Raw genomic sequence first — 14434 nt, forward strand, 5'->3', positions numbered from 1 at the left:
ATTATATTTTTTTAATTGTTAACTGAATTATATTGGGTGGTACAGAATCAAACAGCACTTCAATGGTATTGGTGTCTATTCTCCTCACCTTAAGAGGTATTGTAAACATTGTAACTGTGTCGTAGGCATCAATCACAAAACTCAATGTATCAAGGTTATGATGTATTCTGGAGTCTCCTCTAATTCTTTCTTCGTATTTAATTTTTCCTGAACTGACGGTATCTTCAATCGTTTTAATTTTATCATATACCAAATCATTGAACTGGTTTTGATAAGAGATTGCTCCCCAGTTTAAATAACGTCCCACTACGTTGAGCTTATCATCTGAACTGTTGATGACAGCCTCTTTAAGCAAGTCTATCTGCTCCTTGTTTGCTTTGATGTAATCTACTATTTCCTGAAGTTCATCTAAAGAAGGATCATTGGACAGGAGTAATTTTTTTATCTTTTCTACCTCAGATGTTAAATCTTTATCCGCATCTTTCAACTTACCAACAAAGCCATCTACCTGTATTTTGGTGTACACATTACCCAGCTGATCAGAGCCATCAATCGTAGCAGTGTTGCTGATGCCGAGCTTAGTTTTCCAGCTATTCACATCAGCCGGGGTTAAATTACTGGCATTAAGGAGAGCCAGAAATTCCGAATGAGCCTTTGGATCTGTTAAATGACCTTTAAAGGCTTCTGCACTTGCAAATAGTTGAAATATTTCTCCAAACCCTTCAATATTCTCCATAGGGATTAAGCTATCCTTATGATAAAAAGATGAAAAAGTTTCTTTAAACTGTGTCTCTGTTGGAAAATCTCCAGCTTCAAACCAACTGAAAATTATATCTAGTGGTGTACTCATTTGATTATTGAAAATTAGTTTTGATAAAAAAATTGATGATTGAGAGGTTTAATACATAATTTTGAATTCAGTGACTTTTCATTTCTTTAGAATTCAAATTTTATATTTCTCCAGCTTTTATGAAAGTTTTTTGCCCTCTCTATTCTGTAGTTGCAGCACCTTTTATTTTTTGAAATTGAATGGTACTGATTGTAATTTCAATGTTCAAAATTCATTTTTTTTTCTTTCATATGAAAGTTTTTCGGGCCCTCCATTCTGTAGTTGCAGTAAGTCATGAAGCTTCCTTTAGTAAAATTCAGGCTGATTATCTTATCAGCTCATTAACCGGAAAAAATAGGAAATATCATTACCGCAGGATTAGTCTTAAATAAGTTCCATGAACGTTATTTTCTTCGGTCAGCATGGCAGGTATTACAGAAGTCATGAAAAAAGCAGAAGTAATTGATTAAAAATTTTAAAAACATAAATTTTATTTTTTATATTTGCCCAGCAAAAAAAGAAAATGATAGTATCTAACTTAAAAAAGGGAAAGAAACAGTACTTACGCCGAATGTCGTGAGTCATTTTCCTTTGGTTAGAACCCAGATACAGGAGCTTGTCATCACGACAAGCTCTTTTTTTGTTTTAATAATTAACATTTTTACCTATACTATGAAAGTTTTAAAATTTGGAGGCACTTCGGTTGGAAGTCCGGAAAGAATTGAGCAGTTATTACCTATTATCAGTTCTCAGGCAGCAGACAAACATCTGGTTGTTTTATCCGCTGTATCAGGAACTACCAATGATCTGGTAACTTTATCTGCATTGTATGCAAAAAAAGACGTTCAGGCTGCGTACGCACACATTGACAAGCTGTATGAGCAATATAAAAAATTTATTCATCAACTATTTAAAACCGAGGAAGGTATTTCAGAAGCCACCGAATTCATTGCTAAGGTATTCGATTTGTTTTACCAGTTTAAAAATAAAAATTTCACCTCAACAGCAGAACGAATCATTCTGGCTCAGGGTGAGATTATTTCCACGACTCTATTCCATTTGCATTTAAAAGAAATTGAGGTACCTTCTGTACTTTTACCAGCGCTGGATTTTATGCTGATTGATGAAAACAACGAACCCGATATCGAATATATTCAAGAGCACCTAAGTCTGGAAATTTCAAAATATCCTGAGGAAAAACTGTTTATTACCCAAGGATATATCTGCAAAAATGCTCAGGGAGAAATCGATAATCTTCGCCGTGGAGGTTCTGATTATACCGCTTCATTAGTAGGTGCAGCACTACAGGTTGAAGAGATCCAGATCTGGACAGATATTGATGGATTTCACAATAATGATCCGAGATATGTCACGAACACCAAGTCCATCGCCAAACTTAATTTTGATGAAGCCGCAGAGCTGTCCTATTTTGGAGCCAAAATTCTGCATCCCCAAAGTGTTTTCCCGGCAAGAAAGTATAATGTTCCTGTAAGATTATTAGATACAATGAATCCGACAGCGCCGGGTACGTTGATTTCAGGAGAAACCACTAATCAAAACCAGATTGTAGCCATCGCTGCTAAAGACGGCATTACCGCCATCCGTATTCAATCTTCCCGAATGTTGATGGCGTATGGATTTTTGAGAAAGGTTTTTGAGGTTTTTGAACGTTTCAAAACTCCTATTGATATGATCACCACTTCTGAAGTAGCCGTTTCCCTTACCATAGATGAAACCGCCTCTCTTTCTGAAATTGTAAAAGAATTGGAACTATTTTCATCCGTTGAAATCGATCATGAACAATCGATTATCTGTATTGTCGGAGATTTCAGAAAAAGCAATCACGGATATGCCAGTATCGTTTCAGATGCCGTAAAACACATCCCTATCAGAATGATCTCTTACGGAGGAAGCGAAAATAATATTTCATTATTGGTTCCTTCCATTCATAAAATTGAAGCTTTAAGATCTTTACACAACAGATTATTCTAATTGATTTAAGCTTAAAAGCCTATTTTTATCAAAAATCACTTTATTCTTAAGGTGATTTTTGATATTGATCTTCGGTTAAAAAACGGTAGCCATGCAATAAAAATGGATGACAAATGGTCGGAAAGTTTAAAAATTCTTTTCTAGCTTTGCCTTAATGAAAAAACTTCCACACTTTAAAGCACTCATTAATTATTACTCCACCGAAAAAGGAGGATTGGTAAGTCCTGTTTCGACAGGTTTCCGTACAGCATTTCAATTTCCTTTTGAGCTGCAAACTTATATTGGGGCTCATATGCCTGAAGAGGAAGAACTTATCTTTCCGGGAGATTCTGTTACCGTGGATATTACATTGATGAATGCAGAATCATTTCTGGATAAATTATATACCGGAATGGATTTTGAAATTTCTGACAATACCGGCACGATTGGTAATGGAATCATCGTCGCAGTTTATTCTTGAATTTAGCCAAATCAATTTATATTTTTTTGTTCTAAAAAGCTTTATTGGCAGTTAAATTAACCATTTCTTTATCTTTCTTTTATTTTTTCTTTTCATGTAAAGTTGGATTTGGCCTTAAGTTTTCTTATATTTAGGCAGCAACGTACTTCTATGAAAAATCTAATATTTTTAAATCTTCTTTTATTACTGCTCGTAAACTGCAATAACAAGGATAAAACGAAAGAATTAGCTTTAAAAGAGCAGCAGCTACTGGAAAAAGAAAAACTATTTGCCCAGAAAGAAGCAGAATACAATGCGCTGCTGAAAATGAGGGACAGTATTTTTAGTACACGGCATTCAGATTCAATCAAAATCATTAAATGGCCTGATACTATTGCAGGTTCATGGACCGGAAAAGTGATCTGTACAGAATCGAACTGTAGTGATTATGTAGTGGGAGATCAACGAACCGATATTTGGGAATTTGCCAGTGACTCTATTCAGCTCTTCACAAAAATCATCAACAATAATAATTTAGTAAGATCATATTCCGGCAATTTTGAGAATAATGAAATCAAACTCAATTTCAAAACAGATTCCACTGCAAAGAAAAAGGTGGATATGAATGTTTTGCTGAATGATATTTCGGCAGATAAAATCCGGGGAACAAGGACTATAGCTGTTGACAATTGCCTGGCAAAGTTCTCTGTTGAGCTGATCCGTTCTAAAAAATAATGTTCATGACTTTACTTACCCTACATACAAGTCTTCCCGTTGAAGATCCCGTACTGAAATTTCTTTTGGTTCTTATCATTATTCTGGCCGCACCACTTTTACTGAATAAGATTAAAGTTCCTCATTTACTCGGTTTAATTATAGCCGGAGCAGTGATTGGTCCCAATGGATTCAATATTTTGGCAAGAGACAGCAGTATTGTTGTCACCGGAACAACCGGGCTTCTTTATATCATGTTTCTGGCAGGTCTGGAAATCGATATGGGGGATTTTAAAAAAAATAAATGGAAAAGCCTCACTTTCGGGATCTACACCTTCACCGTACCTTTTATTTTGGGATATCTAGGAGGCGTTTATATTCTGAATTTTTCGGTACTGACTTCCATACTTTTTGCAAGTTTATTTTCATCGCATACATTAATAGCATATCCTTTAGTCAGTAAATTAGGAATATCTAAAAACTCTGCAGTGAACATAACCGTAGGCGGAACAATGATTACCGATATTTTAGCCCTCTTGGTTCTTGCCATTATTGTAGGAATGTCTCAGGGTGATGTTAAAACAGAATTCTGGGTCAAGCTTTCCGTATCTTTTATTGTTTTTGCATTGGTTGTATTGCTCATATTCCCGATTATCGGGCGATGGTTTTTCAAAAAAGTGGATGATAAAATTTCCCAATATATTTTTGTGTTGGTGATGATTTATCTGGCTGCTTTATTAGCAGAATTTGCAGGCGTTGAAGCCATCATAGGGGCATTCTTTGCGGGACTGGCTTTAAACAGGCTTATTCCGCATACTTCTTCATTGATGAATCGCGTAGAATTTGTAGGGAATGCCATATTCATCCCGTTCTTCCTTATCAGTGTGGGAATGCTGATTGATTTTAAAGTTTTTTTTAAAAGCTGGGAAACTTTAGAAGTGGCGGCAATTATGCTGATTGCCTCTATAGGAGGAAAATATGTTTCTGCTGTTATGACCCAGAAAACCTTTAGACTTACCAAAGAAGAAGGCCGGCTCATTTTCGGATTAAGTTCGGCATCCGCAGCTGCCACATTAGCATCTGTAATGGTTGGATATAATATTATTCTTTCTGAAAGTGAGACAGGAGAACCTGTTAGATTATTAAATGAACACGTCTTGAACGGGAGTATTTTATTGATTCTTATCTCATGTACTATTTCATCATTTATATCGATGTCTAATGCACAAAAAATTGCAGAACAAGACAACGAAGAGACGGTATCCGGAAACAGCCACGAACAGGAAAATATTCTTTTGGCACTGAATTATGAAACAACAGTGGAAAGAATGGTTAACCTTGGGATTTTAATTAAAGCACATACTAATCTTGAAAACCTGTTTGCTTTAAATGTCATTAATGAAGATAAAAATGAATCATCCGTAAAAAATGCCGAGAAACTGTTACATTCCGCTACCGATGTCGCCGCTGCTGCAGATGTAAAAATTCAGCCTTTAAAAAGATATGATAATGATGTTATTAACGGAATAAACAACGTCATTAAAGAACAAAATATTACAGATCTGATCATTGGACTGGAAGATGATAAAGGCTTTTCTCCGTCCTTTGTTTACAATCTTTATAATGGATATCTACAGAATGATGATGTGAATGTAATGGTTTATCATGCCGCACAACCTCTTTCTACCATAAAAAGATATGCCGTTATGATTCCGGAGAATGCCCACCGTGAGGCAGGCTTTTTTCATGCTTTGCTCAGGGTATGGAATATTGCACGGAACTCCGGGGCAACTCTCACTTTTTATGCTCCCGAAGAAATTATAGCGATCCTCCAGAGAATTGTAAAAAAAGCCAATATTGAAGCGGAATTTATCATCCTTAATAAATGGAAAGACGGTGAAAAAACCGCAACGGAATTAAAAGGAAACGAAGCTCTTATTATTTTCATGGCAAAAAGAGGAATGAGATCTTATGTTCCCCAGATGAGACTGATCCCGGAGCTGCTGAATAGGTATTTACTTGATAAAAACTACCTGCTTATTTTTCCTTTTTCTGAATTTGACACTACTAACACTGAAAAAAGATCGGTAGGAAACCATACTGACTTTATAGAGATCGGAAAGATCATCACTAAAATTTTCAAATAACATTTTAATGAGTTTATAAATTGCTCATTAAATAAAAATAAAAGGTAAATAGTAAGTTACTATTTACCTTTATAATATAAGCCTGTAAATAATGATTACACAATCATTTATTCCACGCTTTTAAAACTTCAGTGTTTTACACTTGTTCTTTAATATATTTTGCCACTTTTTCTTCAAGATCATCCAGATTAAAAGGCTTTGAAATATAATCATCCGCCAAAGCTTCCGAAGCCAAAGCAGCAATATTATTATTTGCTGTCATATAGATCACCGGAATATGCTTAAATTCTGCATTGTTTTTCAGGATTTTGGTAGCTTCCACTCCTCCGATCTTCGGAATCCAGTTATCCATTAAAATAACATCGGGTTTACACTCCCCTACTTTTTCAAGAATATCGTGTGAAGTCTCCGAGATCTTGACATCGTAGCCATTTTCTTCAAAGATGATGGTAACTACCTCTAAAATAGCAACATCATCATCAAATATTAAAATCTTTTTATTCTCCATATTTTTAAGTTTAATTCATTCGATATATTACAACTGATTGATATCATTTGCTAAACTATCCGGTCTTATGATGAGATCATAATCAATTTCTTCCATAGCATGTTTAGGCATATAATCAACTTCCGCTGTTTCAGGATCCTGGATCCATACTTTTCCTTTATACTTTTTTATATAGCTCAATCCTTCAGTTCCATCAGCATTAGCACCCGATAAAAGAATTCCAATCATATCTTTTCCATAAATTTCCGCTGCACTTCTAAAAGTAACATCAATGGAAGGACGGGAATAATTCATTTTCTCCGAGCTGTCCAATGACATATATTTCTTGCTTTCAAACAACAAATGGTAGTCTGCAGGAACAATATATATGGTATTATTCTGAATCTCGGTTTTATCCTCAACCTCAACAACCGGTTTTCTTGTAAATTGCTCCAGCAAGGTACGCAAAATATCACCGGATTGCGCTTTACGATGAACAACCAGTACAATGGGGATATCTAGAGTATCATCTAGGTTTTTGATCATTTTAATAATGACCTGTAAACTTCCTGCTGATCCTCCGATAACAATTAATTCTATGGTATCCTGTGATTCCAATCTCTAAATTTATTTAATGATGATCAATTTTTTTCCAGATTTTCTGTTCCTCGACCTGATGATAGTTCTTTTCAATGGTAGAAAACCTAAGCGTTTCTTTTGCTCCCAGTGCAAGAAATCCCAAATTTTCCAAACTGTTATCAAACAGATTGAAAACTCTTTCCTGCAATTCCCTGTCAAAATAAATCAAAACATTTCTACAAATAATCAACTGAAAGCTGTTGAAAGAGCTGTCCGAAACCAAATTATGGGTAGACAAAATGAGTTTTTCCTGTAAACTTTTGTCAAACCTCACACTATCATAATTCGCGGTATAATACGTAGAAAAATCTTTAACTCCTCCCGAAAGCATATAATTCTCAGAATACTGTTTCATCTGCTGCAATGGGAAAACACCTGCTCTTGCCGTTTCCAAGACAGAGGGATTCAAGTCTGTACCATAAATAAGAGATTTATGATAGAGCCCTGCTTCTTTCAGCAAAATGGCTATAGAATAAGCTTCCTCTCCTGTTGAGCATCCGGCAATCCATATTCTGATCAGCGGATAGGTTCCAAGCTGGGGTAATATGTTTTCTCTTAAAGCTTTAAAAAAAAGAGGATCTCTGAACATTTCTGTAACGTTTACGGTAACTTCTTCCACAAAACGTGTTATATACTCAGGATCATTCATGATTGTATATCTGAGTTCGGCGAAGCTGGTAAACCTGTCCAAGAGACATATCCTGTTCATTCTTCTTTTAAGAGAAGCTCTGCTGTAACCCGAAAAATCATAGCCATACATCTCATAGACATCATGAATGAGGTATTCTACTTCCTGATCTTTTATGATATTCGGTTCTAGCATCTAGGTAAGTTTTTCTATCGCAGTTAGTAAAAGATCTACATCAATCGGCTTCGAGATATAGTCATTTGCTCCCACTTCAATACACTTCTGACGGTCTTCAGGCATTGCCTGTGCAGTCACAGCAATAATGGGAATATCTTTGATCTCAGAAGTATTTCTTATGATTCTCACTCCTTCATAGCCATCTATTTCGGGCATCATCATATCCATCAAAATAACAGAAAAATCGTATTCAGACTTCATAATATCCAAAGCTTCCTGAACCATTGTGCAGGTTTCTACGGCATAGCCACGTGCTTTAAGGGTTAGTTTTAAAGCAAATATATTACGTGGATCATCATCCACTATTAAAATTTTCTTGTTCATCAGAATTTTATCTGTTTAACTTTCATACAGCCATACACGCAGTAATGACAAAAGCTGATCAATATCTACCGGTTTGGAAATATAATCTGAAGCACCTGCATTAAGACATTTTTCACGGTCTCCAATCATCGATTTAGCAGTCACTGCGATAATAGGCAACTTTTTGAATGCCGGTATTTTCCTGATTTCCATGATAGATTCATAACCATCCATTTCAGGCATCATCATATCCATCAAAATAACATCTATATCAGGATTGTCACGAAGCTGCTGAAGGGCATGTTTTCCGTCCATAGCTACAATAACATCCACTTTATATTTTTCCAGCGCTTTAGTCAAAGAAAAAATATTTCTTACATCATCATCCGTGACGAGAACTTTTTTTCCACTTAACACTTCTGTAAGAGATCCTAAAACTCTTCCTCTGGTATTCTCAATAGAACTGTTTTTCTCTTCTACCAAATGTAAAAATAATCCTACCTCATCTAAGATTCTCTGGTAAGAGTGTGCTGTTTTTACAACAATAGAATCAGCATATTGCTTGATTTTCAGTTCTTCTTCCTTTGATAAATTATGTTCTGTAAAAATAATAATCGGAAGATTTTCCAGCCCCTCATAACTTTTTATGGATTCTATTACCTGGTATTTGTTTCCTTTTAAATCTCCGATATCCAGAATCACGCAATCAACATGATTGGAAGTCAACGCATTTACACTGTCCTCCACATTATGCTCTACAGATAAGGAAATATTAAAATTACTCAGATAATAAGACAATGCACTGGCATGTTTGGCATTTTCCTCTACGATGAGAACTTTTTGAGGACCTTTTTTTAAAGCATCTTCGATTTTTCTAAATACATCGGTCATTTTATCAAGAGCTACCGGCTTGCTGATGAAATCGACCGCACCTTTCAGGAGGCTTTCTTTTTTAACATGCAGAACAGACATCATATGTACCGGAATATGTTTGGTGTCTGTATGAGATTTTAGCTCATCCATAACCTTCCATCCGTCTTTTACAGGAAGCTGAACATCCAATAAAATGGCATGTGGCTGAAACTTCTGAGCAGCTGAAGGCCCATGGTCTCCTCTTACCACAACAACTGCTTTGTAATCCTGTAAATGGGCATATTTCAATAAAGCTTTCGCAAAATTGATATCATCTTCGATAATCAGAATTACTTTGTCCCCATCCTTAATATTTTCTCTGTCATCCTCAACATCTTCCGGAATTTCCAGCTTATTTACCTGTGACGTGTCTATTCCTGTTTCATCAAGTATATGTTGAATTTCTTCAACGTCCTCACGGATAATTTCTACCAGATTATTTTCTGTTTCAATTAGTCTGTTTTCAGCGATGGCATTTACCGGAATAATAAAGCTGAATTCACTTCCTTTATTAAGCTCACTCTGCAAGATAAGTTCACCTCCAAGAAGTTTTGCGATTTCGCGGCTTATTGATAGTCCTAATCCGGTGCCTCCGAATTTTCTTTTTGTAGATCCATCCGCCTGTTGGAATGCCTCAAAGATAATTTTCTGCTTATCTTTTGCGATCCCTACTCCTGTATCTTTCACCGAGAAAATGATAAACCCGGGCTTTTCAGAATGGTTTCTGATATGTAAATCAATACTTCCCTGGGTTGTAAATTTTAAAGCATTGGACAACAGATTTCTTAATACCTGATCGATACGAAGGCGGTCTCCCTCAATAATCTTTTGAACATCGGGTTCAATCTGAATTTTAAACGGAAGACGTTTTTCCTGAAATACCGGATTGAAAAGATTTTTTAAATCTTTAACCACATCTTCAATATATACATCCTGATACTCAAGAGTCATCTTACCGGATTCTATTTTAGCTAAATCAAGAATTTCATCAATCAAGGTTAATAAACTTGTTCCCGAACTCTGAATAACCTTCGCTGATTCTACCTGGTCTTCATTGAGGTTTTTATCCGGATTTTCAGCCATTAATCTTGATAAAAGGAGGATCGAATTCAGAGGAGTACGCAATTCATGTGACATATTCGCCAAGAACTCAGATTTGTACTTGGTGCTTAAAGCCAACTCCTCTACTTTTTTCTGAATTTCATTATTACGTTCTGCAATCAGATGATTTTTTTCTTCCAGCAATCTTGAGCGTTCTTCCAGCTCGACATTTGCCTGCATCAGTTCTTCCTGCTGTACTTTTAATTCCTCTTCCGAAGCCTGAAGTTTCTGAGTCTGTGCTTCCAATTCCGTATTCAGATTCTCCAGCTCGGAATGCTGAACCATAAGCTCTTCAGACTGAGCCTGGGTTTCTTCCAACAGCTGTTGTTCTTTCTCTCTCCCTTTCGCTGCATTTAAAGCAATTCCGATATTGATGCAACATTCCTCAAAATAAGTAATTCTATCCTCTTCAAAATTAGAAGTAGATCCAAGCTCCAAAATACCTATTATATGACCGTCTGCAAAAATAGGGAGCAATATAATTCCGTAGATTTTGATGGTACTGCTGGCGAAAGTTACGACAAAATCATCTTCGTGAAGATTGTTATAAACCTGAGTTTTGGAGGTAATAAAAGCTTGGCCAACCATTCCTTCTCCGGGCTCGAAGCTTTTTTTCATGTTGGCTTCCAATCCAAATGCATTGTTAAGCTTTAAAGCTCCTTCGTCATACAAATACAAAGAACCATTGATACATTTTCCATACTCTATCAACTGCTTTAAAGCTCTATTGGAGACTTCTTTCACCGATTTGTTTCCAACAAGAGATTCATTGAGCAAAGCAAGCCCCTTCTGTCTCCAGTCACTTTTATTAATTTTTTCAAAAGAATTTTTTAGAGATTCTGTCATATAATTAAGAGATTCTGCAAGATCTCCAAGGTCTCCTCCTGCATTATCAATAACTTTTTCGGTATAATTACCATTAGCTACTCTATTGGCAATCTTTTGGATAGCACTTACACGGCGTGTCATTTCCTGATCTTTCTCCTTGAGCATTCTTTCCAGCTTATCTCTTTTGATAAGATCTGCTCTCATTTTAATATAGAAGAATGTAGTAACCACCACAGCGGCTATAGCGGAAAAAAGAATAAAAAGAACCGTGGTATTGGATGAACGGTTTAAGTCTTTATTTTTAATTTCAAGCTGACTTTCTTCATACTGTACAAAATCATTGACAATTTTACGGCACTGATCCATATAATCTTTCCCAGTAACAATTTGCTGCTGAGTCATGATACTGCCTCTTCGTCTCTGCTCAACCAGATATTTCAGATTATCTGTTACCTGATTAACTGAAACTTTTAAACTTTTAAGTCTTTCCAGCTGGTTCTTATCATCCAGCCCCAAAGATTCTGCACGAACCATAGCTTTAGGATATTCTCTCATCCCACGTTTGTAAGGTTCAAGAAAATCTTCTCTTCCGGTTAGCTGATATCCACGGTTTCCGGTTTCTGCATCCAGTAAAGATACCAGAACATCTTTCACTGCTGTTATTGCAAGCCTGCTTTTAGAAAGATTTTCACGATGATTCATCTGTTTCTGGATGCTCCAGTAGGAAGCCATTGAACTGGCTATTAAAATCAACAATGAAAGGCCTATTCCAAACTGGAGATTTCGTATAATTTTTTTTGGCATACAACTAATTTAATGGTAAGGTGAAATAAAAGGTAGACCCCTCATTTAAAACGCTTGAAACCCCTACAGTTCCATGATGTTGTTTAATGATTTCAGAACAGATAAACAATCCTATTCCCATTCCCTGAAATTGCAGTGAAGATTCTTCCACGCGATAAAACTTTTTAAATACGGCATCCTGTTTAAAGTCCGGAATACCGATTCCAAAGTCGGTTACATTCACTCTCACTTCCTGCGCTTCTTCATCTACAAAAGTGGTAATAATCACCTGATTGTTATGAGGAGAATATTTGATTGCATTCGTCAGGAAATTGATCAGTACCTGCTCTATACGAATTTCATCCAGAGGAATTAAAATATCCGGCTTCATCCCCTGACGTTCGATCTTCACTGTTCGTTCCTCATGGGTCTGTTGTATGGTCTCAATAGCATTACTGATAACACTTTCAAGATTTACCGGTTTTTTATTAATCTTTAATTTTCCGTTTTCAATTTTGGAAACATCCAGCAGATCCGTAATGAGAGCATTCAATTTTTCAATCTGGCCCTGGAGTTTAGTCACAAATCCCGCTTCCGAACTGTCTTTATCAAGCTTCAGTTTTCTTTCCAAAAGCTGTACATAAGCTTTGATACTGGTTAAAGGAGTTTTTAATTCGTGACTTGCAATACTCAGGAATTCATCTTTCTCTTTTTCTATCTTCTTCTGATCATCAATATCCGTAAAAGTTCCGACCCAATTTTTAATACGGTCTTCCTCATACACCGGAGTTACTCTCAACAAATGATAACGATAATCAAGACAAATAATATTTTTAATTCTAACCTCCAATTCAAGAGCTTTTCCTTTTCTTTTACATCTTTCAAATTCTTCTCTAATATCCGCATCATCAGGATGACTTTCAGGAAAATCCTGTTCGTTTTTTGAATACTGGTACCATTTACCATTCACAAAATCAACAATTCCGTCCTCATTAAGTGTAAAAGCAATCTGGGGAAGCGATTCAAGCATCAAATGAAAATGATCGATCTGAGATTTCATCGTGACCTGCGATTCCCGTCTTCCTTTCACTTCCAGCTCAAGATTCTGTTGCGTTTTTTTCATCGCAATATTCTGCTCCTGGAGATTATAGAAAGTTTTTACTTTAAGCAAAAGTATTTCCGGATCTACGGGCTTTGTCACATAGTCTTTGGCTCCAGATGCATAACCACGCGTGATGAATTTTTTATCCGTATTTACAGCAGACAGAAAAATAATGGGAATGTCTTTTGTCTTACTATATCCCGACAACGATTCTGCAACTTCAAAACCATCCATATCCGGCATCTGAACATCCAAAATAATTAAGGCATAGTCATTTTTTAGAGCTTTACCCAATGCCTCTTCACCAGAACCGGCTGTTTCCACTTTGAAATCCTTAGATTCAAGTAATTTTTGTAGAGAATACAGGTTACTTTGATTGTCATCAACAATTAAAATCATAGAAGTTAGAATGAATTATAAGTTACGCGTAGTTTGGTCTCAAAAATACTTACAATATTTTAAAAAACGGTAATTTTTCAAGGATTATCCAAGGCTTTACATTTATTATTTTCTATCGTTAAAAAACATCATTATTAAATTCCTTTGCATTGTTGATCCTACCGCATGAAGAATGAAAAAAACTTGATTAAAACACAAAGAATGATTCAAAAATCTGAATAATCCAAACTTTATCATTTGCTTATTTTATACTGATTTCTATTAATCATTTGTGTAAAAAACAGCACCAAAACGTCCGGTTGTTCTTAAATATTTATTCATTAGATTTACGTTATGAAAGGAAAAATTATTGATAAGGTAGCCCTGATCAGCATTTCGGATAAAAAAGTTCTCACTGCACTTTCTAAATCGAAATCAAAACTTTATTTACCGGGTGGCAAAAGAGAACCCAATGAATCTGATATCGAATGCCTGAAAAGGGAAATCAAGGAAGAACTGAACGTAGAAATCAAAGAAGATTCGATCCGTTATTTTGATACCTTTGAAGCTCCAGCTGATGGTAAAAATGAAGATATTCTGGTAAAAATGACGTGTTATTTTGCAGATTATTCAGGTACACTTGAAGCTTCAAGTGAGATAGAATCTTTTGAATGGATTGGCTTTGAAGACCGTCATAGAACATCAGCAGTTGTAGCTCTTATACTAGACCGCTTAAAAGCTTTAAATCTGATCAGCTCTTTTTAACTACTATTTTTCCAAGCTTATTTAATCTTCCAAACTGACCGACATTATTTTTCTTTACATATTACCATAAAACAGCCTGCAATTGACTGTAGTTTTTAATATTCATATATTATTACAAACATCCCTGAAATAGTTACTTTCAAATGTGTA

12 protein-coding genes are annotated in these 14434 nt (G+C 35.7%); 5 read left to right on the plus strand and 7 right to left on the minus strand.

Translation table 11 applies throughout. The annotated features are described in order from the left end of the window. Position 1: 1 nt before the first annotated feature. Positions 2-850 carry a hypothetical protein gene (locus tag P0Y62_06835; protein WEK71267.1) on the minus strand — a complete coding sequence of 283 codons (849 nt, stop codon included), beginning with the start codon at positions 848-850 and terminating at the stop codon, positions 2-4. A gap of 651 nt (positions 851-1501) precedes the next feature. Between P0Y62_06835 and P0Y62_06840 the strand changes: the two genes are divergently transcribed. The 4 genes from P0Y62_06840 (at position 1502) to P0Y62_06855 (ending at position 6121) form a co-directional block, all read left to right on the plus strand. Beyond that, positions 1502-2821: an aspartate kinase gene (locus P0Y62_06840; GenBank protein ID WEK71268.1), complete on the plus strand. Its 1320-nt coding sequence runs from the start codon at positions 1502-1504 to the stop codon at positions 2819-2821. Positions 2822-2975: 154 nt separating this feature from the next. Then, the gene (locus P0Y62_06845) at positions 2976-3281 is read left to right on the plus strand and encodes a hypothetical protein (GenBank protein ID WEK71269.1); all 306 of its coding nucleotides are present in this window, start codon (positions 2976-2978) and stop codon (positions 3279-3281) included. A 150-nt stretch (positions 3282-3431) separates the two neighbouring features. Next, a complete protein-coding gene (locus tag P0Y62_06850; GenBank protein WEK71270.1) occupies positions 3432-3995 on the plus strand; it encodes a hypothetical protein in 564 nt (187 codons plus the stop codon). Positions 3996-4000: 5 nt separating this feature from the next. Next, the gene (locus P0Y62_06855) at positions 4001-6121 is read left to right on the plus strand and encodes a cation:proton antiporter (GenBank protein WEK71271.1); all 2121 of its coding nucleotides are present in this window, start codon (positions 4001-4003) and stop codon (positions 6119-6121) included. A 136-nt stretch (positions 6122-6257) separates the two neighbouring features. Here P0Y62_06855 and P0Y62_06860 read toward each other — a convergent pair whose 3' ends face one another. Genes P0Y62_06860 through P0Y62_06885 form a run of 6 tightly spaced genes read right to left on the minus strand, consistent with a single transcriptional unit; the run spans position 6258 to position 13540 of the window. Then, positions 6258-6629: a response regulator gene (locus P0Y62_06860; protein ID WEK71272.1), complete on the minus strand. Its 372-nt coding sequence runs from the start codon at positions 6627-6629 to the stop codon at positions 6258-6260. 27 nt (positions 6630-6656) lie between these two features. Beyond that, positions 6657-7226: a chemotaxis protein CheB gene (locus P0Y62_06865; protein WEK71273.1), complete on the minus strand. Its 570-nt coding sequence runs from the start codon at positions 7224-7226 to the stop codon at positions 6657-6659. Positions 7227-7239: 13 nt separating this feature from the next. After that, the gene (locus tag P0Y62_06870) at positions 7240-8070 is read right to left on the minus strand and encodes a protein-glutamate O-methyltransferase CheR (protein ID WEK71274.1); all 831 of its coding nucleotides are present in this window, start codon (positions 8068-8070) and stop codon (positions 7240-7242) included. Then, a complete protein-coding gene (locus P0Y62_06875) occupies positions 8071-8436 on the minus strand; it encodes a response regulator (GenBank protein ID WEK71275.1) in 366 nt (121 codons plus the stop codon). A gap of 15 nt (positions 8437-8451) precedes the next feature. After that, entirely contained in the window at positions 8452-12060 is a 3609-nt protein-coding gene (locus tag P0Y62_06880; protein WEK71276.1) for a response regulator, read from the minus strand. A gap of 4 nt (positions 12061-12064) precedes the next feature. After that, positions 12065-13540 carry a response regulator gene (locus tag P0Y62_06885; protein WEK71277.1) on the minus strand — a complete coding sequence of 492 codons (1476 nt, stop codon included), beginning with the start codon at positions 13538-13540 and terminating at the stop codon, positions 12065-12067. A gap of 333 nt (positions 13541-13873) precedes the next feature. On the opposite strand from P0Y62_06885, the gene P0Y62_06890 reads away from it, so the two are divergent. Next, a complete protein-coding gene (locus P0Y62_06890) occupies positions 13874-14284 on the plus strand; it encodes an NUDIX domain-containing protein (GenBank protein ID WEK71278.1) in 411 nt (136 codons plus the stop codon). The last annotated feature ends 150 nt before the right edge of the window (positions 14285-14434 follow it).

The organism is Candidatus Chryseobacterium colombiense, assembly GCA_029203185.1.
Lineage (GTDB): Bacteria > Bacteroidota > Bacteroidia > Flavobacteriales > Weeksellaceae > Chryseobacterium > Chryseobacterium colombiense.

Bases quoted from the DNA above. Each gene is read 5' to 3' on its own strand.
- P0Y62_06855 (WEK71271.1), top strand. From the start codon at position 4,001: ATGACTTTACTTACCCTACATACAAGTCTTCCCGTTGAAGATCCCGTA.
- P0Y62_06835 (WEK71267.1), bottom strand. From the start codon at position 850: ATGAGTACACCACTAGATATAATTTTCAGTTGGTTTGAAGCTGGAGAT.
- P0Y62_06885 (WEK71277.1), bottom strand. From the start codon at position 13,540: ATGATTTTAATTGTTGATGACAATCAAAGTAACCTGTATTCTCTACAA.
- P0Y62_06890 (WEK71278.1), top strand. From the start codon at position 13,874: ATGAAAGGAAAAATTATTGATAAGGTAGCCCTGATCAGCATTTCGGAT.
- P0Y62_06880 (WEK71276.1), bottom strand. From the start codon at position 12,060: ATGCCAAAAAAAATTATACGAAATCTCCAGTTTGGAATAGGCCTTTCA.
- P0Y62_06860 (WEK71272.1), bottom strand. From the start codon at position 6,629: ATGGAGAATAAAAAGATTTTAATATTTGATGATGATGTTGCTATTTTA.
- P0Y62_06875 (WEK71275.1), bottom strand. From the start codon at position 8,436: ATGAACAAGAAAATTTTAATAGTGGATGATGATCCACGTAATATATTT.
- P0Y62_06850 (WEK71270.1), top strand. From the start codon at position 3,432: ATGAAAAATCTAATATTTTTAAATCTTCTTTTATTACTGCTCGTAAAC.
- P0Y62_06870 (WEK71274.1), bottom strand. From the start codon at position 8,070: ATGCTAGAACCGAATATCATAAAAGATCAGGAAGTAGAATACCTCATT.
- P0Y62_06845 (WEK71269.1), top strand. From the start codon at position 2,976: ATGAAAAAACTTCCACACTTTAAAGCACTCATTAATTATTACTCCACC.
- P0Y62_06840 (WEK71268.1), top strand. From the start codon at position 1,502: ATGAAAGTTTTAAAATTTGGAGGCACTTCGGTTGGAAGTCCGGAAAGA.